General features: G+C 39.5%; 22 protein-coding genes, 2 tRNA genes and 1 pseudogene. 6 read left to right on the top strand and 19 right to left on the bottom strand.

Annotation, left to right across the window (positions count from 1 at the left end):
• Positions 1-49: 49 nt before the first annotated feature.
• A pseudogene (locus tag B9T34_RS06020) lies at positions 50-851 on the top strand (IS5 family transposase).
• A gap of 114 nt (positions 852-965) precedes the next feature.
• Here the strand turns inward: B9T34_RS06020 and B9T34_RS06025 are convergent.
• From B9T34_RS06025 to B9T34_RS06035, 3 genes are all read right to left on the bottom strand, one after another.
• Positions 966-1,166, bottom strand: a complete 201-nt coding sequence (locus B9T34_RS06025) for a hypothetical protein (RefSeq protein WP_086212261.1) — start codon at positions 1,164-1,166, stop codon at positions 966-968.
• A gap of 29 nt (positions 1,167-1,195) precedes the next feature.
• Entirely contained in the window at positions 1,196-1,420 is a 225-nt protein-coding gene (locus tag B9T34_RS06030) for a hypothetical protein (RefSeq protein WP_086212442.1), read from the bottom strand.
• Between the two features lie 75 nt (positions 1,421-1,495).
• Positions 1,496-1,705 (bottom strand): cold-shock protein, encoded by a 210-nt coding sequence (locus B9T34_RS06035; RefSeq protein WP_086212262.1) that lies wholly within the window; start codon positions 1,703-1,705, stop codon positions 1,496-1,498.
• 1,295 nt (positions 1,706-3,000) lie between these two features.
• On the opposite strand from B9T34_RS06035, the gene B9T34_RS06040 reads away from it, so the two are divergent.
• On the top strand, positions 3,001-3,561 hold the full coding sequence (locus tag B9T34_RS06040) for a lipocalin family protein (protein WP_086212263.1): 561 nt from the start codon (positions 3,001-3,003) through the stop codon (positions 3,559-3,561).
• Between the two features lie 174 nt (positions 3,562-3,735).
• Positions 3,736-3,969 (top strand): DUF2171 domain-containing protein, encoded by a 234-nt coding sequence (locus B9T34_RS06045; RefSeq protein ID WP_086212264.1) that lies wholly within the window; start codon positions 3,736-3,738, stop codon positions 3,967-3,969.
• 129 nt (positions 3,970-4,098) lie between these two features.
• On the opposite strand, the gene B9T34_RS06050 is transcribed toward B9T34_RS06045, so the two are convergent.
• From B9T34_RS06050 to efp, 10 genes are all read right to left on the bottom strand, one after another.
• Positions 4,099-4,368, bottom strand: a complete 270-nt coding sequence (locus B9T34_RS06050) for a hypothetical protein (RefSeq protein WP_139841252.1) — start codon at positions 4,366-4,368, stop codon at positions 4,099-4,101.
• Between the two features lie 766 nt (positions 4,369-5,134).
• The gene (locus tag B9T34_RS19010; RefSeq protein WP_086212267.1) at positions 5,135-5,332 is read right to left on the bottom strand and encodes an acyl-CoA thioesterase; all 198 of its coding nucleotides are present in this window, start codon (positions 5,330-5,332) and stop codon (positions 5,135-5,137) included.
• Positions 5,333-5,744: 412 nt separating this feature from the next.
• A tRNA-Met gene (locus B9T34_RS06065) sits at positions 5,745-5,821 on the bottom strand.
• Positions 5,822-6,920: 1,099 nt separating this feature from the next.
• Positions 6,921-6,997 (bottom strand) — tRNA-Val (locus B9T34_RS06075).
• Between the two features lie 32 nt (positions 6,998-7,029).
• Positions 7,030-9,051: a transglutaminaseTgpA domain-containing protein gene (locus tag B9T34_RS06080; RefSeq protein ID WP_086212269.1), complete on the bottom strand. Its 2,022-nt coding sequence runs from the start codon at positions 9,049-9,051 to the stop codon at positions 7,030-7,032.
• Positions 9,051-9,959, bottom strand: a complete 909-nt coding sequence (locus B9T34_RS06085) for a DUF58 domain-containing protein (protein ID WP_086212270.1) — start codon at positions 9,957-9,959, stop codon at positions 9,051-9,053. The genes B9T34_RS06080 and B9T34_RS06085 overlap by 1 nt, the downstream gene beginning before the upstream one ends.
• Positions 9,960-9,983: 24 nt before the next feature.
• The gene (locus B9T34_RS06090) at positions 9,984-10,892 is read right to left on the bottom strand and encodes an AAA family ATPase (RefSeq protein ID WP_416202703.1); all 909 of its coding nucleotides are present in this window, start codon (positions 10,890-10,892) and stop codon (positions 9,984-9,986) included.
• Between the two features lie 310 nt (positions 10,893-11,202).
• Positions 11,203-11,505, bottom strand: a complete 303-nt coding sequence (locus B9T34_RS06095) for a YbdD/YjiX family protein (protein WP_086212271.1) — start codon at positions 11,503-11,505, stop codon at positions 11,203-11,205.
• Positions 11,506-11,518: 13 nt separating this feature from the next.
• Positions 11,519-13,618 (bottom strand): carbon starvation CstA family protein, encoded by a 2,100-nt coding sequence (locus tag B9T34_RS06100; RefSeq protein ID WP_086212272.1) that lies wholly within the window; start codon positions 13,616-13,618, stop codon positions 11,519-11,521.
• Between the two features lie 176 nt (positions 13,619-13,794).
• On the bottom strand, positions 13,795-14,364 hold the full coding sequence (efp, locus tag B9T34_RS06105; RefSeq protein WP_086177406.1) for an elongation factor P: 570 nt from the start codon (positions 14,362-14,364) through the stop codon (positions 13,795-13,797).
• A gap of 331 nt (positions 14,365-14,695) precedes the next feature.
• Here efp and epmB point away from each other — a divergent pair, with 331 nt between their 5' ends.
• Genes epmB through B9T34_RS06120 form a run of 3 tightly spaced genes read left to right on the top strand, consistent with a single transcriptional unit; the run spans position 14,696 to position 19,607 of the window.
• Positions 14,696-15,712 carry an EF-P beta-lysylation protein EpmB gene (gene epmB, locus B9T34_RS06110; RefSeq protein ID WP_086212273.1) on the top strand — a complete coding sequence of 339 codons (1,017 nt, stop codon included), beginning with the start codon at positions 14,696-14,698 and terminating at the stop codon, positions 15,710-15,712.
• Positions 15,713-15,726: 14 nt separating this feature from the next.
• Positions 15,727-17,472 (top strand): GTPase, encoded by a 1,746-nt coding sequence (locus B9T34_RS06115; RefSeq protein WP_086212274.1) that lies wholly within the window; start codon positions 15,727-15,729, stop codon positions 17,470-17,472.
• Entirely contained in the window at positions 17,454-19,607 is a 2,154-nt protein-coding gene (locus B9T34_RS06120; protein WP_086212275.1) for an EAL domain-containing protein, read from the top strand. The genes B9T34_RS06115 and B9T34_RS06120 overlap by 19 nt, the downstream gene beginning before the upstream one ends.
• A 104-nt stretch (positions 19,608-19,711) precedes the next feature.
• Here B9T34_RS06120 and rpmE read toward each other — a convergent pair whose 3' ends face one another.
• From rpmE to B9T34_RS06150, 6 genes are all read right to left on the bottom strand, one after another.
• A complete protein-coding gene (rpmE, locus tag B9T34_RS06125; protein ID WP_086177409.1) occupies positions 19,712-19,939 on the bottom strand; it encodes a 50S ribosomal protein L31 in 228 nt (75 codons plus the stop codon).
• A 199-nt stretch (positions 19,940-20,138) separates the two neighbouring features.
• Positions 20,139-20,336 (bottom strand): hypothetical protein, encoded by a 198-nt coding sequence (locus tag B9T34_RS06130; RefSeq protein WP_086212276.1) that lies wholly within the window; start codon positions 20,334-20,336, stop codon positions 20,139-20,141.
• A 19-nt stretch (positions 20,337-20,355) separates the two neighbouring features.
• Entirely contained in the window at positions 20,356-20,538 is a 183-nt protein-coding gene (locus B9T34_RS06135) for a hypothetical protein (protein ID WP_086212277.1), read from the bottom strand.
• Positions 20,539-20,756: 218 nt separating this feature from the next.
• Positions 20,757-21,731: a bile acid:sodium symporter family protein gene (locus B9T34_RS06140; protein WP_086212278.1), complete on the bottom strand. Its 975-nt coding sequence runs from the start codon at positions 21,729-21,731 to the stop codon at positions 20,757-20,759.
• A gap of 198 nt (positions 21,732-21,929) precedes the next feature.
• Positions 21,930-22,331, bottom strand: a complete 402-nt coding sequence (gene gloA, locus B9T34_RS06145; RefSeq protein WP_086212279.1) for a lactoylglutathione lyase — start codon at positions 22,329-22,331, stop codon at positions 21,930-21,932.
• 2 nt (positions 22,332-22,333) lie between these two features.
• Complete coding sequence (locus tag B9T34_RS06150) at positions 22,334-24,487, bottom strand: AmpG family muropeptide MFS transporter (protein ID WP_086212444.1); 2,154 nt, start codon at positions 24,485-24,487, stop codon at positions 22,334-22,336.
• Positions 24,488-24,571 lie beyond the last annotated feature (84 nt).

Consider the following 24,571-nt stretch of genomic DNA (forward strand, 5'->3'; position numbering starts at 1 on the left):
GGGGTTTTATTCCACAATATATTGCTCGTATGAATAGGCTTTACCTAAAATCTTTCGCATACTCATTGGTCTTTCTATAATCAAAAATTGATTAATCAAGGAAATACTTGATTTGGTTTGATCTAAATACCAAAGGCAAACAAGGACGAAAACAAATTTATGCTGATGCAACTACCCAATGTTGCCACAAGATTAAACCTTTATTATCGAAGCGCTTAACCTATGCTTACAGGCGTTGTTTAGAGTCTCATTAAACTTTGTGTTTTAGATTGGACAGCCAGAACTACTTGACGCTAAGTAGAAAACAAAAAATATTGAAATTGAGGTCAGCTATTAAGAATGGTAATAACGGAATTCATTTGCTTATCAACTCTACTGGCTTAAGCCTCTAGGTCATAGCGAATAAAAGTGCAAGAAACATAACCCTGAATACCAGCGGCAATCTCGTAAACTCCACATTGATATCGATGCTAAAACCTTGCTGATACAGGCAATTCAGTGCACCACAAACAATGTTGCTGATTTATTCGATTAAATTCCAGAAGAGACGCAGATTGTTATATATCGATGGTGTCTATGATACAAAAAAAGACGATTGCAGATAAACAATAACATGCGGTGATTCAGCCAAGAACAAAGGTGAAACCGTGGAAAAATACAAAAGTTCACTCTCGATAAAGAAATGAACTGATTAGAACGGTTAAGGTTTAGGCTGGAAAGTCTGAAAAATGACTAGATATTATTGTCGAAGTTTGTTTGAAACAAAAATATATGAGATTGAATTATTTGGCGATAGGATAATCAAAAAACTCTTTTCAAATTATATCTATAAAGCACATGCGAATATTTAAAGTATTAATAAATTCACAAAATTATGAAGAACCATACCCAAGTCGGACTTAAATTTGAGTGACTTAGGAATGCTCGTACTTATAAATCTTTATACTGTAAAGCCTTCAAAACTACTAAATTAATTTAAAAATTTTGCCACTCAGCAAACTTTGAAAACACATATCAAAACCAGGACGAATATCCTCGCCATCTATCGTAATGTATTTTAAATGTGAGAGTGATGATTCTTGACCATTACGGTGCTTTTCAATTGCAGCTTCTACTGCATATTGTTCGCCAAACTGATCTTTTACTGTGATTTCTTTTTTAAACATTTTTTCACCTACATTCAATTTTAATAAAATTACATTGCTTTAAAATTTAATTTAAACATTTTATTTAAAGAGGTATAGAAGGTTTGTCCGTCTAAATTTAGATCGACGATAATCCCAGATTCGAGAAGTACACGCTTACCGACTTCAATGGCTTTAAAGCCTTTACGCGTATTTTGAATTTTATTTAAAGGTATTAAAGATACTAAGATTTCAGTACCGTTTTGAGAGGTTGCTACATGATTGAGAGTATTAATTAATTACACCGATTTATTTAATTTTAAATTTAAAAAGAAAGCACAATTTTGTGCTTTCTTATTTTTTACAAAGACTTACAGAGCTACAATATTTACAGCATTAGGTCCTTTTTGACCTTCTACTACACTGAATGATACTCGTTGGCCTTCTTGCAAAGTTTTGAAGCCTGAGCCAGTAATTTCACGGAAGTGAGCAAAAACGTCTGGACCAGATTCTTGTTGAATGAAGCCAAAACCTTTAGTTTCATTAAACCATTTAACAGTACCGGTTACAGTATTAGACATAATAATTTCCTATTGATTTGTAGAAATTCATAGCTAGCATTAGATTAGCTACATAACTTTGAAAATAATATAAGATAAGCTCAATATCAAAAAAAACGGAGGATTATGACTAAAACTGCGATACTTTAAGAAAATTTACTAAACAATACTTTTTTTCTAGTTGTCCTAATGATACATTAATTCGTGTAAAAATCAAGTTTAATATGAATCACTTTTGAAAAATTTGCATTTTCGCCTAATGCTATTAAGCGGTTCAAATATCCCAAACTGGCAATCCAGCTTTGTTTTTATTATAAAAAATCACGAAAAGTCGTTCTATTTTCTGCAGCAACAAGTCTCACTCATGTGAAAGTATTTTCAACTCAAATTTAGGATCAAGGTCTTAAGTTGACAATTTGACCCTTTCCTTTTTTATGCTTCCGATATGGCATAGCTCATACAACATATATTTTCATCCCTCAATAGACACAAAATATGTATTTAGCTTGCCTGATGCTGCGCAATGCATGTATAGCTATACTTGGAAAAACTTAGCATGCAAAGCATGTCTATAGATGGACTTCATCTACATAAAGCTCTCCTTTATCTTTGTTCTGCAAACTTTTTTAAGGTAATTGATTACTTCTATAAAATGGTAGCCAATATTTTTTATAACATGCGGCTCTTCACTTTGCGCTTTAATTGACGAAAAGAAAAATGTTTAATAAAAAACCACTTTTTATTCAGTAATCACTTCGTTCCGATGTCCATATCTAAAATACTGCTCAAATTAACAACAATATCATCCCCATGGTAAATAATGTCCTTATTTGAGATTAAGCTCGCTTTATCTGGAACTGTCACTATTTGAATATTTTCTGTCGGCAATTAAAAATTTGTGTACTTCGCATCAAGCAACTACACGCTATTTAATATACATTTATTACCTCCATGGATCTCCTTCCTAAAAATAGTCCTTCATTTTAAAAATATGATGAATATTTATTATTTAACACCATTTAATTGAGATTAATATACATCAGGGCTATTTTTCACGATCAAACCTAAAGCGACGAATTATCATATTTTTAAATACTATAGGAAAATTATTAATTTAAAACCATACATATCAATAATATAGATAAATTATTAAAATAACTAATATTATTATTTTTAAATTAAAATTATGTATTTAAATGATTATAAACATAAATTTTTCAATTAAAATTGTTAAATACATAATACATAAAAAAACAAAATATGTTTAAAATCATTTTATAGTAATTAATTAACTTTCAAATTAAAGCAGGCTTTACATGAATTCAATAACGCGTAAGCTCCTTTTAGCCGGCGGGGCTGTATTAATAGCGGGTTCCTTACTTTCTACAGCAAATGCAAACGTCCCAGAAGTCAAAGCTGTATCACAGGTTGATCTAAATAAATATCTAGGCACATGGCATGAAGTTGCCAGAAAACCTTTATATTTCCAAAAAAAATGTGATTACAACGTTACTGCCAAATATTCGTTAAATGAAAATGGCAACGTGAAAGTTGATAATAGCTGCTACAGTGCAGATGGTAAGCTAAACCAGTCTATTGGTGAGGCATCTGTTCAAAATTCTCCTGCCAACTCCAAATTAAAAGTCAGCTTTTTACCCAAAGCGATCCGCTGGATTCCTGTAGCCCGCGGCGATTATTGGGTATTGAAAATTGATGACGATTATCAAACTGCTTTAGTTGGTTCACCAAATAAAAAGTATCTTTGGGTCTTAAGCAGAACAGCAAATCCCGAACAAGCCACGATTGATGAATATCTGAATTATGCGCAATCATTAGGTTTTGATTTATCCGATCTGATAAAAACCAAGCATAAGTAAAATGTAATAAGTCCTCATATGGGGGACTTATTTCTAAATAATACAATGTAAGTTATCTGTATTAGACCGTAAGTATAATATCCACTTTGTATCCCTTCTATTTCAAAATCAGTTATCACTAAAGAATTCGTATAGGCTAAATTTTCAATCACATTTAGATAGGAAAGTAATCAAATGACTACTATTAATGTTGAAAATATTAAGAAACATGCAGATGTAATTGCTTCTTGCGGAACTAAAGTAGGTGAAGTCGACCACATGCAAGGCTCTGATCAAATTAAGCTGACAAAGCATGGGGATGGTCACCACCACTTAATCCCTGCTTCCTGGGTTGGTGAAATTACCGACAATAAAATTACACTCATTAAAGACTCTCAAGAAGTCAAAGATAATTGGATTGAAGCTTAAACTCTGCTGTACTGTCACGAAAGCCCTCAATTGAGGGCTTTCTCTTGACGCAATTACTGTATTTGGATCAGCCTTTATTTTATTGTATTTGCAGTTGCCGCCCCTCAAAAATTGACCTGATTTTACGTCTTACTTATTTTGAATCATATAAACGGCTGCTTTCAAATCTGAACCAGTTGCCGACTCAGGTTTAATGTCATTAAAGTAAGCAAACATAATACCCACTCCAATATAGGGCTTGAATTTGTTTAGGTCAAAATTTATACCTTGCTTCGAGTGCCAATTCCCAAGCTCTAGCATTAGAAGCCTTTTTCGTTCACCTAAATCCGCTATTAAAATATCGAGCCCTAAAGCAAGCTCTGTTATGTCTGCAACTGCGGCAATCAATAACCTGCTCAAGCTGCCGTTCCTATCATTAGTGCCGCAATTACTCCACTCCCTTTGATATCAAAATAAAAGGAAGTTCTACCGATCAGCTGATAAGGCTGCTCAATATTTAATGATGAGTCTATGGCGTTCAGAGTAGAACGTTTTCAATCACATCAATTCACTTTTATCTTCAAACGGCGGAATGAATATCGCAAAATTATCAATTAAGTCTAAAATCTTATTTCAATTTTGCTGGCAATACTTTCAAAAAATCTATTCCACTCATCATTTTTGAATTTTCTAGATATTTCACACAATAAAATGCTGCTATGAAATTTCTCTAAATTGCTCAATTAATGTGGCTATTTATTTATAAAAAGCCACACATAGATAGCTGGCTATAAAATTTATACATTGATTTCAATTAGGCAAACCCAAGCTATTTTCAAGTCTTACCTGTTTAAAGTTACAAAAGCTAGGATTGGCAAAATATTTCAAATTAAGTATTTTAAATCGATTTTTTATACTGCGAATTCATCCGTGACTGATCCAGACTTTGTTCAGCTTCTTGAATGATCTTCTTGATCTCTTCGCTCCGTGCGCGCTTACGTTCAGAATAAAATGTAACTGAGAGAAATACTATAACTGCAAACAATAAGAATAGTAGAATTGGTAATTTACTGGCCATCATTTTGTTATTCCATCTTTATAATTATTGATTAATTATTCAATGAAATGCAAAGAAACATCAATGACAAAAATGATTAATAAATCACTATTTTTTTTAAACAAAAATTTAAAATTTCTGTCTCATTTGCCACTCACGCCTGATCAAACCAAGTAATTCCTTACGTTCGGCAATCTGCTCCTCAGTGTATGGCAGCTGCGCACTAAGCTCACTTAAATTTCGTGAACTGTTTTCGATTAGAAAGATGTCCTGCTCTGTAGTCCAAACAGATGCTGAAATTGCTTTTCGTCTATACGGTCTTTTCATGACTATATTTTAGCTGAATGTTTTAAAAGTAAAACCCTGCCAACCTTAGAAATCCAATAAGTCTAGAATAACGTAATAGGTCGAGCTAAATTACATTTTTTTGAACAATTGCGCCTCAATTTAATTTTGCCATCAGTCTTAAGTACTCGATTTCGATTTCGTCATAGCGGCCAAATGGACATTTAAAAAAATTGGAGCATAGGATTATTGGCGCTGGCTGAATTCATTTTAAAGCAGATGGGATTAAACAGCTGGCACAAAAAAGCCTAACATTTGGGTTAGGCTTTTAACTATGTCTTGTGCGCTGATGTACGTTCTGTCGTGTTTAGAGCATCATTTATTTAGGTTATTTTTACACAAAAAAAATACCTGCTTTATTAGAAAGCAGGTATATAAACTTTTAATTTTTCGTTGGTAGCGGGAGCTGGATTTGAACCAACGACCTTCGGGTTATGAGCCCGACGAGCTACCAGACTGCTCCATCCCGCATCAACGAGGTACCTTTATACGCCTTATACAAGAACTAAGCAAACTTTAAATGAAGTCTTTTAAATTTTGCAGGAAATCTATAGTAATTTAAACATGACTATTATTAATTTCCGTCACAAACTCGGGATGTGAATGTCTATATTTTAGCAGCCTATTTTTTTCACTTTCGAGAAATGATTTAGGTTCATCAGACCATAAGCTATGTCGCTTATTGAGGCCCGAATGTCTCAGTCCCCAATCAGAAATAGTTCCATACATAAAGCTATTATCTGCAAATATAAATTTTACTCTTCCACCGACTTCATCTAAAAAAACCTTATAGGTAGGCAAGGAACCAAATGTACTAAAATGAGTATAAATGTATCTGTAAGATTCTGACATGTAACCAAGTACTTAAGTATTGTTGTAATCATACCATTTTAAGCAGCAGAAAAGCCCATCAATTGGCGTGCTATTAAACAGTCTAGAGATTTTAAACTCACTTTTATCGCAATAGTTAAGCCATATGCCTGACCAAGGGCAAGCAGTGAAAATATTCTTAATATCCTAAAATTTTGGCATATTATGCAGCACCTTCCGAAGCTGCTAAAATTAGAAGTATAGCAGGCAACGCAATTGTTTAATCATTCTTGGGAACTGCAAAAAAAAAATACTTTATCAATTTTTAGGCTATTTAATTTTCAACCATCCCTGCAGCTATTTTTCACAAAATGAAGCACTTTTAGGTAACCTAATTTTTAGCTCTTCAATGCGTAAATTTAAGTCATTATTAAATAGTCAAAGCGGGTCGTCTTAAAAAGCACAAAAAATGAAATAGCTTCACATCACTAGGTGCATAGCCAAAATAATTCTTTTATTTTTTAGAACAGCCTATTGTTCAAATTCTTTTCACTATCGCGCATTACTGAATGGCGATTGCCATCAAACATAATTTCAATTCGATAAGCCTCACTTCTTTTTCTGAGCTTGAATAATTCTATTCTAACGGTCTTGGCTTATTTTTATTAAAATGCACAAATTCCAAACTATTTCTGTCAAATTTCTTGCAAAAAAAGACCCACAAGTTAATAAAAATAACGTGTAGGGCTTTGAAATATTTTGGTAGGTATATCCAGACTCGAACTGGAGACCTCTACGATGTCAACGTAGCGCTCTAACCAACTGAGCTATACACCTGAAGTTCAAGCATAATATTCATTTTTATTTCGTTAGACAAGATTTTTCATCACTTTTTTAATCACAGATGAACAAGTTTTAAGCAAACCTGTAATTTCTTGAATATCTATACTCTCCGACCCATTCGGCATGTACCGATAATGCTCATATTTTGTCTTGAGCTGCAGAAAATATTGTTTTTCATCTGCTGGCACATGATCTGCCAAACGCTCCATCCAAGCAGAAAATGTTTCCCCCTTCTTTTGCTGCAATTCTATTTTCAGCTTGGCATTAAATTGAACAATGGCATGATCCAAAACTGACCTACGCTGTCTAGAATTCCAGAAGATATAGGTAAAATAAAGCAAAACTAAACTGAATATACCAACCATTAGGCTGATTACCCCAGAATAGACAGAATTTAAACCTATTTTCTGGAACCAATTGAGCTGCGATTCAGCATTATAACCAACAATCTTGCTCTGCCATTGATAGCTGGCATAATCACTCCAAATCCGCATTTTAGTCATGAAAGCATATTGACGATAAGCAAAATTCGAACGGCTGCTGCCAAATGCATGCTGATCATTCTCTAAATAATTTTGCATGCCTTGATCTATACGGTTGGGTGCAATGATTGCAGTAGGATCATAACGTACCCATTTCCCTTCTACCCACACTTCAGTCCATGCATGGGCATCCAACTGGCGGATTTCCCAGCTTTGCTGATCTGGGGCTAATTGCCCGCCTTGATAGCCAACCACCACGCGTGCTGGGATTCCTGCATAACGCATCAGCATCGCAAAACTCGAAGCATAATGTTCACAAAAACCTTGCCGCGTTCCAAATAAAAAAACGTCTATCCGATTGTCTCCCAGTACACCAGGCGTCAAAGTATATGCAAACCCCTGCTGCTTGAACCAAGCCAGCACATTTTGAATATAGATCGTTGTGTTATTCTGACTTTTAGCAAAAAGCTGCTGTGCAAGCCGCTGCGCCTTTAAATCCAATCCACGCTGCACCGCGGTATTATGCAATTGCATCCATTTGATTTGCTGCGGATTCAACGGCGGCAGCGCCTGTTGCTGTATCCAATGCAACGCTATCGGATCCGTCTTCAATGTCATGCGCCGCGGTGTAATCCTCCCATCGAAACCCAACAAGTATCGGCTTCCCTGCGGAAGTGACTGCTCCAAGCCCATAATCCATTGTACTTTGGGGTCAGCAGGCAAATATTGATATTGCCAAATGCTTTCTGCAGCGAATGCACTAAGCTGATCAGGGGAGATAATCTGCTGATTTAATGGACTGCTGGTCCAGCGCTGTCCATCATAGTCATCTAAAACCATAGCCCGCCAATACAGCTCTGTACGTGCAGGCAAATACCGCATATCGCCTAGCACCCGAAAAGCCAATTCACTCGATTGTGAAAGCTCAGCTATCTCGCCCGGAGACATGCTGTCACTGATACCTGTTACAGCCTTATTTTCAGGAATCGGGATATGCCACAAAGGCGGCAGACGCGGAAAAAATAGAAACAGTAAAACAAAAAATGGCAGCGCATAGACAATGCATTTAGCGACATCTGCCGAATCCTGTTTCAGCGAATGCCATACTGCTGTCTGCTGTGTTGCGAATGCACTGGTTTGTATGCGGTAAAGCCCTATAAAATTACTGATTAAGCAGCCTAAAATCATGACTGCCATCAGAAAAGATTGGCTAAATAAAAATGAACTGGCGCTCACAAATAGAGCGAAATTAAACAGAATAATTGCATCACGCTGATTTTTGGTTTCTAAGGCTTTTGCAAATAAAAAGGTCATTAAAACCGAAACACCTGCATCCACCCCAATAAAGGTTTTATGATTGAAATAAATGCTCGCCAAGGCCAAGCCAATCAGCAGCATAGTCCATATTTTTTTGATTTTTCGATTGGGCTTTAAATTTGCATAAAGCAAGTACAGCCAGATTAACCCAAGTACTGCAGTTAATGCTGGTGATAGAAAAAGCGCTTGCGCTGCCAGCAATAATGCCAAGCTGATCAGCATAGAAATTCGAACCGAAACTGCAATCATCACTCAGCCTGCGCTAAAAGAAGTTTGGCTTGATGCAGCTGCTTCTCACCGGAAGCGCTCGGCAGCTGCACATTAGGCAAATATAATGAGTATGCGCAATTCAAATGATCACACTGTTCCGCCAGACCCATCATCAAGCTGAGTTTTTCCTCGTGGGAGGAACTTGGCATATAATCGTAACGAATTTCAACCTCATGCTGCTCTTGATACTGCTCAAAGACTTTTATATATAAACCCTGCCCCCGCGCAGCATGCTTCCACGACACTGCTTGTAAAGACTGTCCTTCACTGTATGCCTTTAACTCACGAAACTCATCGACATCCTGTTCAAAACGGTGATGCATGTTTTTATTTTCAGGCACCGCCATCGACGATTGCGGCGCAACCCAGCTAAAGGACTGCAGATTAAGATATGTCCAAGCTCGCACTAGGCCAAAGGGATAAACTGAAAAAATTTGGATCATAGGATAATGAAACTGCCCGCGCGCATCTGCTAAAAAACTCAACTGAAAAGATTGCTTTAAATCATTGAGCGCAAGCTTATGCAGCTGATCATCTGCTTTTAGCCATAAATAGCGGGATTTTTTGTGCATCTGGCTAAAATAAAAATCCAGATGCAATTCTTCGCCAACTTGCCCTACTTCTTGGCAATGGACTTCTATTTTTAAGGCATAAAGCTGCTGAAAAGTCAGATAAAAACTGATGCAAAGCACGGCGCTGATTAAAAAGCAAAAACCCAAAATCAAATTATTGGCGTAATTTATTCCTGCAATAAAGGTGATTAAAATCAGCACCGCAAAAAGATAACCCTGCTGATACATAAAGATCAGCACATCACTCTCTTTCAGCTTTTTTTCACCCTGAAATTTAAAACGCTTAAACAGCCAGTTTTGCCATGCAAATCCCACGGACAGACTCCCTATACAGCCGGCTTAGGCAACAGCTACACGCCGCATAATTTGGGTGGTTTCAGCTTCACTCATTCCAATACGATGCGCCACAACAGCATTAAAAACAGCCTGAACATCATCTGGTGTTGCAAAACTGCGCTGCTCAACTAAAGCATGCGCCTGCGCTGCTTTTTTCAACGCCAGTACGCCTCGGGTTGAGAGCCCATGCTGGCTTTTACGGGTTTCTGCGGCTAAATCCAGCAGATATTCCAATACTGGTTCAGCAACATGAATCTGCACAGCCAATTGCTGTAAATCTAAAATATCCTGCTCCGTAAATACATGCGGCAGATGCGCGATGAGCGCTTGGCGGGAGCTTTGCTGCAATAAAGTCTTTTCTGCCTGACGTGATGGGTAGCCCATGGTTAAGCGCATCATAAAACGATCCAGCTGCGACTCAGGCAAAGCATATGTCCCACTTTGAAACAGCGGATTTTGCGTTGCAATCACCCAAAATGGCTGCGGCAATACATAGCGCACTCCATCTACCGTGGCAATCCCTTCTTCCATGGCTTCCAGCAAAGCGCTTTGGGTTTTCGGGCTGCTGCGGTTAATTTCATCCGCCAGTAAAATTTGAGTAAAAATCGGGCCTTGTTTAAACTCAAAACTGTGTTCTTTTTGATTAAACATATTGATGCCAATTACGTCGCTGGCCAGCATATCATTGGTAAATTGAATCCGCTGAAAAGACAGCCCTGCCAAATGCGATAGGCTGCTGGCCAATGTGGTTTTGCCCAAACCCGGCAAATCCTCAAATAAAACATGCCCGCCTGCAATCAGACTGCATAAAGCCAGTCTGGTCTGCTGTTGCTTATCTAAAATGATGTAATTAATTTGAGTGATAAATTGTTGAATTTTGGGATATAGCGAAGCCAGCTTTTGCTGATCCATTTCTACGGTCATGACTTCTTTAGAATTTTCTTTTCCCAAAAACACTTTAATTCCCCAAAAATACAAAAGCATCATCAGGCTTAAACATACAGGCTTTTTCACAATACGCAAAGTTGCCAGCGCACAACTTGATATGAAAATGCGCACTAATAAATACAATTATCAGGTCATGTTCTCGATTTAAAGCACATTGCTTCGGCAGCAGGGTATTTAGAGCGCAAAATCAGTAATACAGCCTGCATTCCAATCGAAGAACTTAAGCCATAAAAAAATGCGCCCCGAAAGGCGCATTTTTTATTTTAAACATTGATCAGCAAGGACATTTCTTCATATTCCCGCCTGCAGATGGATAACGCGCATCCACACAGTAACGGTAAAATGTTTTTGCATCCATTGCTTCTAAATCCGGATGATGCTTTTTCATATGTTCCAGATAGTTTTGATAATCTGGCACACCCACCATCAAACGAAAACTCTGCTGCAGACGCTGCCAAAGCGTTGCAATACGTGACCAATTTTTAGGATTCAGGATCAAATCCTTTTGCGACATGATGGTCATTTTGATGATTTTATAAATCACCGTTTTACCACTTTTTGCAAATTTCAGATTCATCGCCATCTCCTGCTTAGTGCTGATTCGATGCGACAATATCTTCAGGATCGCGGTAAACTGCTTCTGATTCTTTCACTGTTGGCACTGGGCTGGCTAATGCTTTGCGGATCACGCCTATAGCAGCAATCAGCATTACGACAGCAACAATCATAAAGAATGCGCATAAGGCCGCATTGATTTGATTAGACATCGCCACGGTCTGCATTTCCGCCATGGTTTTAGCTGGCGCCAAAAGTTCATTTTTAGCAATTGCAGCATTGAAGCGGTCGGCCTGCGCCAAGAAACCAATTTTCGGGTTTGTATGGAAGATTTTCTGCCAGCCTGCAGTCATACAGGTAATGAAAAGGAAAATGGTTGGAATAATTGTGATCCACACATATTTTTCTTTCTTCATTTTGAACAAAATCACTGTACCCAAAATCAGCGCCATTGCTGCCAGCATTTGGTTACCAATACCAAACAGCGGCCATAAGCTGTTAATGCCACCCAGCGGATCGACTACGCCCTGATAAACAAAGAAGCCCCAGCCAGCAACTGCAACCGCTGTACCCAGCAAGTTACCAAAGAAGTTATGAGAGTTCTTCACTGCAGGAATAACAATACCTACAGTATCCTGCACCATAAAACGGCATGCGCGTGTACCCGCATCTACAGCAGTTAAAATAAACAATGCTTCGAACAGAATTGCAAAGTGATACCAGAACGCCATCATTGAACGGTTATTAAAAATTTCCGTGATGATATGCGCCATACCAATAGCAAAAGTCGGTGCGCCTCCTGTACGTGACAGAATCGAGTTTTCACCCACTTCTTTCGCCAGTAGGCTAAGCGTTTCTGGCGTAACGACAAAACCAAGATTGCGCACTGCTTCAGCTGCAGACTCTACAGTTGTACCCAGTACGGCCGCAGGCGCATTAATGGCAAAATAAACACCCGGCTCAAGCACAGTTGCACAAATCATTGCCATAATCGCAACGAATGACTCCATCAGCATGCCGCCGTAGCCAATCATGCGAATATCTGTTTCGTTGTTGACTAACTTTGGCGTTGTACCTGAAGAGACTAATGCATGGAAGCCTGAAATTGCGCCGCAGGCAATGGTGATGAACAAAAATGGGAACATAGAGCCTGCAAATACAGGACCTGTTCCATCTACAAAATGCGTAACTGATGGCATTTTCAGCATAGGCATAGCCACCATAATGCCGAACGCCAAACCTGCAATTACACCAATTTTTAAGAACGTTGATAAATAATCACGCGGCGCAAGCAATAACCATACAGGCAATACTGACGCAACAAAGCCGTAACCAATCAGCCACCAGGTTAACTCCGTACCGCTCAGGGTAAAGAATGGGCCCCAGTATGGATGCTGTGCAATATCGCCGCCATAAATAATGCCGGCCATCATCAGCACAAAGCCAATGATTGAAACTTCAGCAATTTTACCTGGGCGCAGGAAACGCATGTAAATGCCCATAAAAATTGCAATTGGCACCGTCGCAGCAATACTGAATACACCCCAAGGGCTATTGGTCAATGCTTTGACAACCACTAGGGCCAATACAGCAAGGATGATGATCATTACACCTAAAGCACCCAGCATGACAATCACACCAGCGAAGGAACCCAGTTCCTGCTTGGCCATTTCACCCAGCGAACGTCCATCACGGCGCGTCGAGATAAACAGTACTAAAAAGTCCTGTACCGCACCGGCCAGCACCACACCAATTAAAAGCCAGAGTGTCCCCGGCAAATAACCCATTTGCGCAGCGAGAATCGGCCCGACTAAAGGTCCAGCGCCAGCAATGGCTGCAAAGTGATGCCCAAACAAAACGCTTTTATTGGTCGGCACATAATCTAAGCCGTCATTCAGCCGATGCGCTGGCGTTAAACGCCGCGGATTGAGTTCAAAAACTTTGGTGGCGATAAATAAGCTATAAAAGCGGTATGCAATGCTGTATACACAGATTGCTGCCAAAATAAGCCATACGGCATTCACATGCTCACCGCGGCTGACGGCAAGTATCCCAAAGGATACTGCGCCCACGATTGCAACCAAAATCCAAATAAGTTTGGAAAATGGTCCTGACTTTTTTTGAATAGATTCCATTTCAATCCCTCATATCTGTTTGCATTAAATCAGCTTTAAATTTTTTCTTGTTCGAGGTACTGCTGTTTCTTCCCTTGCGACTCTACTCCTGATGTTCTACTTTTCATGTAAGACTTTGGCATAAAAAAAGGGATGATTTTCATCATCCCTTCCAATAATAGTCTATTTTAAAACCATTATGCACGTTCTAAATAATCGCCTGTACGAGTATCTACACGAACGCTTTCTTCTTGCTGTACGAACAATGGAACACGTACAACTGCACCAGTTTCAAGCTTAGCAGGTTTACCGCCGCCGCCTGATGTATCACCGCGAACACCTGGATCAGTTTCAACGATCTTCAATACCACGAAGTTCGGCGCACTTACGTTCAATGGAACACCATTGAACAGCATGATTGTGCACAATTCGTTAGAGTCGTCTTTTAACCATTTTGCAGCGTCGCCCATAGCAACTTTGTCTGCAGCAATTTGTTCAAAAGATTCAGGATCCATGAAGTTCCACATTTCGCCATCGTTATACAAGTAGTTCATTTCTACTTCTTGGATGTCTGCAGCTTCTAGAGATTCGCCAGATTTAAATGTTTTTTCCAACACTTTACCTGAACGCAGGTTACGCAATTTCACGCGGTTGAACGCTTGGCCCTTACCAGGTTTTACGTATTCATTTTCCATGATTGAACATGGGTTTCCGTCAAGCATAACCTTAAGGCCTGACTTGAAATCATTTGTAGAATAATAGGCCATGACTGGCACTCCAAACTTACTAGTTTAATCTATGAATGCGAAGGAATTCTGCTAATACATTAGCTTTTTGACAGCGAAGTTTTTAACCGAAAGCAATGCGTATATTGTGATGTTTAGTATTCTAAATGAGCAATACACAGCGAAGCAACGTAAAAAATGACCCTGAACCTTCGGCTTAAAGGTAAACTATCTGCAAATGAACGAAAAAATTGACAATGGCAAACCCATTGACTAAGTTCGCGCCCTAATCGAGACAATTTAGCCTAATAACACTTATTTAGGTCATATGAATTGCCTGCAATCCCTAACCTAGCATTATATAACACGTGGCATGATAAACTATTTGTATCAAGAGCAAAACTGGCAATCACAACTCAGTGACTTAATTACTGATCCTTTAGACCTGCTGGAGACGCTTAAGCTTTCACCTGATCAATTATTGTCAGGCGCTATACTTGCCTCTGAACAGTTTAAACTGCGTGTTCCGCGCGCGTTTGCTGCCAAAATGAATGCGGGAAATCCGCACGATCCGCTATTGCTTCAAGTTCTGCCGCATCATTTAGAATTAGAAGATCATGCAGGCTATGTGACAGACCCATTAGGCGAAGAGCAGGCTAACCAGCAGCCCGGTGTACTGCATAAATATCAATCGCGTTTCTTACTGACACTGACTGGCGCATGTGCAGTGCATTGCCGCTATTGTTTCAGACGCCATTTCCCCTATCAGGAAAATCTGCCAAAAAGTGAAGATTGGCTAAACATTCAGCAATACATTTTAAGCCAGCCCGACATTAATGAGGTCATTTTAAGCGGCGGTGACCCCTTAACTTTGTCAAATCGGAAATTAAAACTCTGGATTGACCGCCTAGAGACACTGCCTCAAATAAAATTTTTGAGAATTCATTCACGGGTTCCGATTGTAATCCCCAACCGTGTCGACGAAGAGCTGATTTCTATATTAAAAAACAGTAGGCTGCGCATTATTCTAGTGGTACACTCAAATCACGCATCTGAATTAGATGATTTTACCTGCAGCAAACTTTCTGAGTTAGTCAAGGAACAAATCACTGTACTAAATCAAGCAGTATTGTTGAAAGGGGTAAATGATACTGCAGATGTATTGGTCAATTTAAGCTACCGCTTATTTGACGCAGGCGTAATGCCTTACTATTTACATGTACTTGATAAAGTTAAAGGCGCTCATCACTTTGATCGATCGCCAGAGTACATAAATCAACTTTATGCAGAGGTTTTAGCCAGACTACCTGGATATTTGGTGCCTAAGCTAGTGCGGGAAATTGCGGGCGAAAAAAACAAAACACCGCTTTTTGGGGTTTCAACTTTTTGAGTTAAATAATAAAGATGACTAAGCATACTTCAGATATTTTTCAAAATCCGACAGAACTTAAGTTAGACAAACTCAGCTTCTGCCCGACCAATGCTAAAGGCCTGCAGGAATGGCTCGGCAGTGTTTCAATTCTGCAGTTGGGAACATCATCTAAAGCATTGTTCAATGCATTGCTGGAAATTTCAGAACTGAAATGCCAAGAAATGCTGCGCTTTGACTTAATTCAAATTTTACATCCTACAATCGAAAATATTTTAACCAGTTTAGAAAAGCACTTCTCAAACCAGAGTCTAATCACAACAGACCGCAATGATCAGATCATTGAGCTGGCGATGCTGCTGCGCAGCCATTTTGCCAAAGTGTATATCGACACGGCTAAGCGATGTGAAGAACAGCTGAGTCAGCAGAAATTTTCAATTTTCTCTTTCGGCCATAAAAAGAGCCTTCAAACTGCCCGCATGGCATCAATCTACTATGCCATTCAGCAGTTGACGATGCTGCTGTATCAACAGCAGATGCTTTATACTGAACCTATGCCGGGACAATGGCTGGCGTCGCATCAATTAATACACTGCGCGATTCAGCATAATTTTTATCAGAGCAATCTCAACCAGATTTTAGGCACTCAGCATCAGATCTCGACGATTTCTCAGGCCTATGCACAGCTTATTCTGTTAGATATTTTCAATACCAACCAAATTCGCCCCGCAGAAATTCAAGGGTTATTCCTGTGCAGCGTTGACTGGGCAAAACTGATCCAAATTTTACCGAAAGAAACGACTCTTTCTCGCTATACAGTAGATATTTCTAAAGATCATCCGCCTGCGTTCAATATTGATCAGCCTGCAAACTATCAGGCCAGTGTGTTTATCTCTACTCAAAATTTACTGGATCACCTGAGTGAAACTCAAACCAAAAACGGCCAATATTTGTCCAAAAATGAAAAGCTTTTTTTAACACCTGCCCTGCATTTCCATATTCATAACTTATTAACCAACAATACTGAACGCCGCCATGAGCGTTATGAATACTCGGCACAAATCAATATTTGCTTTGGCTTGTCTGTCGCGCATTTCTATTTATCAAATGGCAAAAATTTGCATGAAACGCTGGATGTGGAAGCCAACTACAATTTCCATAATGAATCCAGTTTCGTCAACTCAATGGATACCAGCGGGCAAGTTTCGCTTTCCAATGCCAAAGCCTTGGACCGTGAAGCCAAACAAATACACTCTGCAGAAGTACTGGATATCAGTGTTAATGGTTACCGTATTAAATGGACAGGTGAAACCCCTGCCCAATTAAAAACCGGTGAATTCATTTTGATTCAGGAAAATGCGCAAAGCCAATGGCGTGGCGGGGTGATCCGCTGGATCAAGCAATCTACAGATAAAAGTCTTGAACTTGGCTTAGAAGTGCTTACGCAAGATATGTATCCTTGCGCATCATACGTCCGTACAGACCGCAATACGCAAAACTACCAGCCTGCACTGCTGGTGCAAACATCTCAGCTGGATCAGACGACAACAACACTTATTTTGCAAGGCTCTCATCTATACAGAGAAAAGCAAACGATTCATCTTCGCTTAGGCAAAGAAGAGCTGAAAGTTTATTTAACGAAAGCGCAGCTGATCACTCAAAGCTTTATCCGCTTTGAATACGAATTATTAAATGATCAGCAAGAAAGCACTGTGAAAGATTTTATTAACAAACAAGTCAATGAGATCAAGAATCACGATTTATGGGAAGCATTGAAGTGAGAAATCCGTTATTGTCTAAAAAGTTAAAACGTACCGAAACACGTTTACTCATTATTGATGATAATCAAATACGTTTTAACCAGATCCGTGATCTTTTAACTGACAGTGAACATCACGTACAAGCAGCATTGCTTGATGATCTGCAAAACTTTGAAAAACAGCTGAATTTACCTTGGGATCTTGTAATTTTCGGCCGTGCGTATGATTTAAAGTATGATCAAGCGTTAAGTTTAATTCGTTTATCCAGCCAGCCGAATCTGCCGCTCATTCTGATTCAGCCTGAAGATTTTGATGCTGCAAAATATTCAAACTATGTGCACAAAGGCATCTACGATGTCCTCAATTTAGAGCATCTGGATCAATTCTATATTGGCTTTATTCGTGCGCTTTCGTTCAGCCGTTTAGTGCAAACTCAAAAGCACTTAATGGATGAACTGGAAACTGCACAAAGTCAGGCACAGTCATTCGTTGAAGACAGCAACAAAGCCGTAGCCATGATTCAAGAAGGCATCCATCTGGAAGCCAATGATGAATATTTGAAACTTTTCGGTTTCAAAACTGCAGATGAAATCATCGGCTTACCGTTACTAGACTTATTGCAGCCGAAAGACCTAAATGATTTTAAAGTGCGATTCAAAAAGATTAATCAAGGACAATTTGATTTTGGAAAATTTGAATTAAATTCATTAAATAATCATGTTACCGCACAAAATCCTCTGAAAATTGAGTTTATTCCAGCTACTGAAGATGATGCGCTGCAAATTACGATTGATATTGGCAATAGCAGTCCTGCAGTAGAAAAAGGCCCTGCAAAAGCCAATGCCTTCCAGCAAATCAATAGAACCATGACTAAGCAGCCTTCTGACATTAATGCTTTGGTGACGTTCTCTTTATCTTCTTATGAAGAAAGTATCTTACATGCAGACTGGAAAACTTATACAGCATACTTCCAAGGTGTGAGCAACTTCCTAAAAGAACAAACACATGCGCCATTGTTCAAGCTGGAAAGTGGCATTTTCACAGGGCTATTCCAAGCAGAAACGACCGCTAAACTGGATTCAAAACTGATCGGCTTAAATGCGCTTACTAAACCGCAGCTGATTAGCGTAAATAATGAAAGCTACCCGCTCAATTTACGCATCGGCTATACTGTTTTAGACGGTGATTTGCGTGATGAGGCTCATCTCGATCAATATGTAGGAAAAGCTTTTTCTACTGCCCTGCCGCAAAATCAGCCTGCGCCTGAATTAGATCTATCAATTCCCGAACTGCAATTTTCTATTCAAGAACCAGTAGCAACTCCTGAAATCGCATCAGCTGAAATTCCGCTCAGCATCAATTTTAGCAAGCCTGAAATTGAAGCGCCTGTTGTTTTAAATGAGCCTGCAGTAATTAAGGCGCTGCGCACCTGCTTAGAGCGCGGTGAAATTCACCTGAAGTATCAGCAGCTGTATGATAAAGAAGATTTGAACCTATACACTTATGAAGTGACCAGCGGATTCATTTTTGAAAATAAATGGAAAGATATTTCGACGCTTAAAGAATTATCTGATGATAGCGAGCTGTCCATTAAATTAGATCGCTGGATTTTGGTGGAATCTTGCAAACAGCTGCATAACTTTATTACTCAATATCCAGATGCAAAACTGATTATTAACTTAAATAAAGAAATACTGCTGCAAGACCGCACCTTCCCAGAATTTATTTCTAAGCTCATCACTATTATCCGAAGCAAATTGCAAAACCCTCTGGTACTGCAATTCTCTGAATTAGATATTGACCAAAATATTGATGAAGCTCAGAAAGCATTCAAAGAGCTGCGTAAAAATGGCGCTGAGATTTCTCTGCGTGAATTTGGCGACTCAATGTTTAGTGAAACGTTATTGCGTAAATTAGACGTCCATTGCTTAACACTGCATCAGAATCTGACCAAACTGCTTGGTACTGATAAACAATGTCAAGAATTGCGTGAAAAGCTGTGTATTTTCCACGATATTCGACCTTTGCAAATTATGCTACGTGAACTTAATGACATGACTCTCTTTGCAAATGCATGGAATGTCGATGCGCGCTTCATTCAAGGCGATTATTTCCAGAAGAAACTGGATCATTTGATTGACGTACAAGATCAGTAATTACTGAATATCAAAAAAACCGAATCAAATTGATTCGGTTTTTTTGTGCTAAATTTTAGATATAAAAAAACGGGCTAATCGCCCGTTTTTTCTCATTTTGATGATTAGTCGCGTTTGATTGAACGAGACATACCAGCAAAACGTTGTTTGAATTTGTCGATACGGCCGCCAGTGTCCACATTCTTTTGTTTACCAGTGTAGAATGGGTGGCAAGCTGAACATACGTCTAGGTAAACAGTTTCTTTACCAAGTGCAGAACGAGTTTCGATTACGTTACCGCATGAGCAAGTAGCAACTAAAGTATCGTATTTTGGGTGAATATCGGCGCGCATCGTCGATTACTCCATAAAGTTAAGAAGGTTTTGCTGTCATCGCAATTGACCACTCTCCTGCAAGCAGGAGGAAGTGCTGTCACCAGCAGATCAACACCATAACAGACCATTCTTTTGGCCCACCGAGACGGCTTCCGTCAGAGCTAAGCACAACAAGTTGGGGGAAATTATAGCTGATTTTTTACTGTTAATAAATAGCTCATTCAGGCTGAATGACTTTCTTCTGTACTTTTGCTTGCTCTGACATTTGTTTAAATTTCATTTCTACACTTTGCTGAAAAGCGCGCTGGTCATACTGATTCAAACGCTGAATCAATACAGGACAATAGGCGGCTGAATCCACCTGCTGTAAAGATTTACTCATCATTTCCAGTTTTTCTTGAAACTGCCGTTTCAAGTTTGCCTCTATCTATAGGTTAATTAAGCTCATCTTCTTGAAATGATTCTTCACTATGCTTAAGGACAGAGATTGCACCCTCTTCTGCAACCTTGAGCACTTTTGCTTTAGCGCCTGCATAGGCTCGTTCAAGTTCAGGATTGAGCTGCAGCTGTTGATCACGGTAAAAGTCCAGCATCGGCTGCAGCGTCAACAAAGGCATCTTTTTATAAGATCTCGATTCACTCTTAGCGTTAAATCATCATCAGCTATACACGCTGTATTACAGCTGAGAACTAAAACCAGCAATTCTTTTTTTCATTTTTATCCATTCTGTTTTTAGATTTTAGCTATAGACAACACACTCAGTTTACATGATCCATTAAAAGACTCGGTAGCTCCCGAGTCTTTTAACACTGAAATTCTCAAATCAAATGCAATTTATTCAACACCACGACTTTGCTTAGACCATAAATTCGCAATTACGCCGCAAACCATCAGCTGAATTTGATGGAAAATCATGATCGGCAATACAATCATGCCTAGTGGTTGTCCGATAAATAATACTTGCGCCATAGGTACACCACTGGCTAGGGTTTTCTTTGAACCGCAAAAGAAAATCGCCTTTTGATCCGCGCGATTAAAGCCCATCCAGCGCGGCACATAGAGTGACAGCAGCATAATCACAGTCAATAGTACCGAGCACGCGATAATCAGCAAGATTAATGTTGTCCCGCTGACCTGCTGCCATAATCCAGCTACAACGGCGCTGCTGAATGCGCCATAGACCACCATCAAAATTGAACCTTGATCAAAGACTTTTACAATCTTTGGCATTTTTTTCATATATGGAAAAACATAAGGTCTTAAAATTTGCCCTAACACAAACGGTACAAGCAATAGCAGTGTAATTTGAATAATCGAAGCCGTAGGATCAAAATCGTGCTGCGTCTCACCCAGAATAAATAAACTGACCAATACTGGTGTAATGAACATGCCTGCAATATTTGAAAATGAAGCGCTGCATATCGCGCTGGCAACATTACCCTGTGCAACAGATGTAAATGCAATAGAGGACTGTACAGTAGAAGGCAAAAAGCACATGAACAAGAATCCCCAATACAGCTCTTGCCCCAGCATAGGAACCAATATCGGTTTAGCCATAAGGCCGAGGATTGGAAATAACGCAAAAGTAAATGCAAAAACCAATGCATGCAATTTCCAGTGCATCAACCCCTCAACGACTGCTTCCCTTGATAATTTAGCGCCATGCAGAAAAAATAAGATCGCAATTGCTGCGGTAGTGACCACACCAAAAATCTCCGCCGCCTGCCCCGAAACAGGCAAAAAAGTTGCCAATAACACCATGACAAATAGAAGTATTGTAAAACGGTCTAGCGCCAGTAATTTCAGCATGTCTACATCCTGTATTTAAAACTGTCTTAGTAAAATGGGCCATAAGAAACATACAAAAGCCCAATAAGATTTATTTACCATACGGTAAGTTTCATCTTACTGGGCTTCGATAATAAAGCTAGTTTTTCAACGCAATGTTCATCATTTCGCTAAGCTATGCCGCTTAATCAGCAAATAATTAACATTTAATGATCTAACTTAGTTATTACGGGCATTACCATCTTGCTGAATCAGCTCAATTTTATAGCCGTCAGGATCTTCTACAAATGCAATGACAGTTACACCGCCTTTCATTGGGCCTGCCTCACGTACCACATTACCGCCGCGTGCTTTAATTTCATCGCAAGCTTTGTATGCATCATCTACAGCAATGGCAATATGGCCGTAGGCATTGCCCAATTCATAATGGTCAGTATCCCAGTTATGGGTTAACTCTAAAACTGTGTGGCTGTCTTCCGCACCGTAGCCTACAAATGCCAAGGTAAAACGACCCTCTTCATAATCACGCTTACGAAGTAAAGTCATACCGAGTACTTCAGTATAGAACTGCAAAGAGCGTTCTAAATTGCCTACACGTAACATGGTATGCAGCATGCGCATTGTTATTCACCTTTTTCGTTCAATTGTGCGTTGTTGTGATCACGCAGTAATTTTCCAACCCAAACGACCAGCAGCAATATTGGAATGCCAATTAAAGTCGTCATGAGAAAGAATTTTGGGTAACCAATATTGCTGACTATAGTACCTGAATAGCCGCCCAAAATCTTAGGGGTTAAAGTCATGAGAGAGCTGAAAATTGCATATTGAACCGCAGTAAATGACACACTGGTCAAACTGGATAAAAATGCAATAAATGCCGCGCCCGCCAAACCTGAGGCTAGGTTATCTACAATAATCGCGAAATACAGCCACAGCGAACTGTACGATTTAATGACTTTGCCCTTGAGCTCAATTTGACCTTGATCTGTAGATGCTAGATTAATGGGCTGAATATCAATATCCAGCACGCCTGCCATATTGGCTGAAGTATTTACATTATAAGATCGATCTATGCTCGCTTGTACTTGCTGGCCATTTAGAAGTTGTGCAGTTACTTTTTGAGAAGCAGAAGAAGCTAAATCTTTTCCTGGAATAGCTGCGCTGAAAATACCATCTTTATCTAATTTAGCTTCAAATGGTTTTCCATCCAGTACAACTTGCAGCTTTTGATTGTCTTGCAGCGTTTGCGCAAACTGCCCACGCACCACAATACTGTTTTGGCTCTCATTGGCATTGATAACGTTATCGGCAGTAACAGGCAACAGCAGTAGCTGATTTGCAGAAGCGCCATTTAAGTACGGCATAGAAACGGTCACTGGCGCTGACTCATCTTTTAAATAACTTGCGCGAGTTTGAATTGATTCTCCTGCCTTCAAACTTTCCGCTGGAACTTGAATTTTCCAAGCGCCAGTTTCATCTGGATGCACAATATAGCTTCTCCCGCCAGCGATAACTTCAACATCATTTAAAGGTTGCCCAGACTTCACTAAACCAATAAAAATTAAATTGGTTGAGCTCGCCAGCACTGCACCAACAAACATCAGCTTCATAATGTTCATACGCTGCGCCAGCAGGCCGCCTAAGAAGCCGCCGACAAGGCTGAAAATGACCCCATAAACTTTTACAGCTTCTGCAATCTGCTCTTTACTGAAGTTTAAATCTTGATAAAAAACATTGGAAATCACACCCGCAATAATGTCTGAAATCCGGTAAAAACCAATGAGCAACAGCAGAACCAGCGCCAATTTCATGCCGTAGCGTTTGAAAAAATCCGCAATTGGATTGACCCAAGTTTCATAAGCCATCTGCTTATTGACTGCGCCCAATTTAATCAATATAGAACCCGCCGCCAAAGCAGCAGCTCCAGAACCAATAAAACGAACTGATTCTAAACAGAACAGCAGGAAAGAATCCTTAATTTGCAACTGGGTCTTTAAAGCCTCGACCATCACACCTGAATAGATGTAGCTCAGTACAAAACTGATTACAGCCACAAAAAATACAGCAACCAAACGATAATAATCTACGCGCTTATATTCTTTATACTTGCGATCCACTTGTGGTTCGCGAATCATCAATGTGGTGCAAATACCGACCAGCATCACACCGGCCATAGCTAGATATGTGGTTTTCCATGCCTCGTAGATATAATTGCCTTTCGCTGTGCCTAAATACGCGGCTAAGAATAATGCGCCTGCGCCCGCCACAATCATCCCGATACGGTAGCCCGCATTATAAGTCGATGCCAAAACCGTCTGCATTTCTGTTTCTGCAAGTTCAATCCGGTAAGCATCTATCACAATATCCTGCGTTGCAGCAGAAAATCCAAGCAATACTGCGCCTGCCGCCATTTGATATAAATAGCTTTGACCTAAAGATGGATCTGAAAACGCCATAATACAGATGGCGCAAATAATCAGACATTGCGCGATCAGCAGCCAAGCGCGTCTGCGGCCCAGCATTTTAGTTAAGAATGGAACAGGCAGCTCATCTACCAGCGGCGCCCAAACAAATTTAAATGAATAGCCCAGCGCGGCCCAACTGAAGAAAGTTACAGCGCTTTTATCAATTCCTGCCTCGCCCAGCCATAAAGACAAGCTTGAAAAAATCAGCAGAATAGGAATACCTGCAGAAAAACCTAAAAACAGCATAATCAATGCGCGGCGGTCTAAAAATGCAGTAAAAGCCGACTTCCATCCGGATGCTTGTGTTGTCATTACATTATTTTTGTCAAAAAAACGATTGATGCTATTCAAACTCTTAATGGCTTTGGTTTCAACTAGATTTACGCAATGATTGTT

This window comes from Acinetobacter sp. ANC 3813 (assembly GCF_002135435.1).
Lineage (GTDB): Bacteria > Pseudomonadota > Gammaproteobacteria > Pseudomonadales > Moraxellaceae > Acinetobacter.